The sequence below is a fragment of the Bradyrhizobium sp. Kon37 genome (genome assembly GCF_055807535.1).
Genome location: NZ_JBVVOY010000335.1, coordinates 1 through 237 on the forward strand (window position 1 = coordinate 1; position 237 = coordinate 237).

The window sequence follows — 237 nt, forward strand, 5'->3', positions numbered from 1 at the left end:
GGCTTACAGAACGCTCCCCTACCCAACAACGCATAAGCGTCGCTGCCGCAGCTTCGGTGCATGGTTTAGCCCCGTTACATCTTCCGCGCAGGCCGACTCGACCAGTGAGCTATTACGCTTTCTTTAAATGATGGCTGCTTCTAAGCCAACATCCTGGCTGTCTGGGCCTTCCCACATCGTTTCCCACTTAACCATGACTTTGGGACCTTAGCTGGCGGTCTGGGTTGTTTCCCTCTT

The 237-nt window shown here is 54.4% G+C and carries 1 rRNA gene; it reads right to left on the minus strand.

Annotated elements, in window-relative coordinates:
* Positions 1-237 (minus strand): 23S ribosomal RNA (locus AC0L3J_RS38390); the annotation flags it as partial.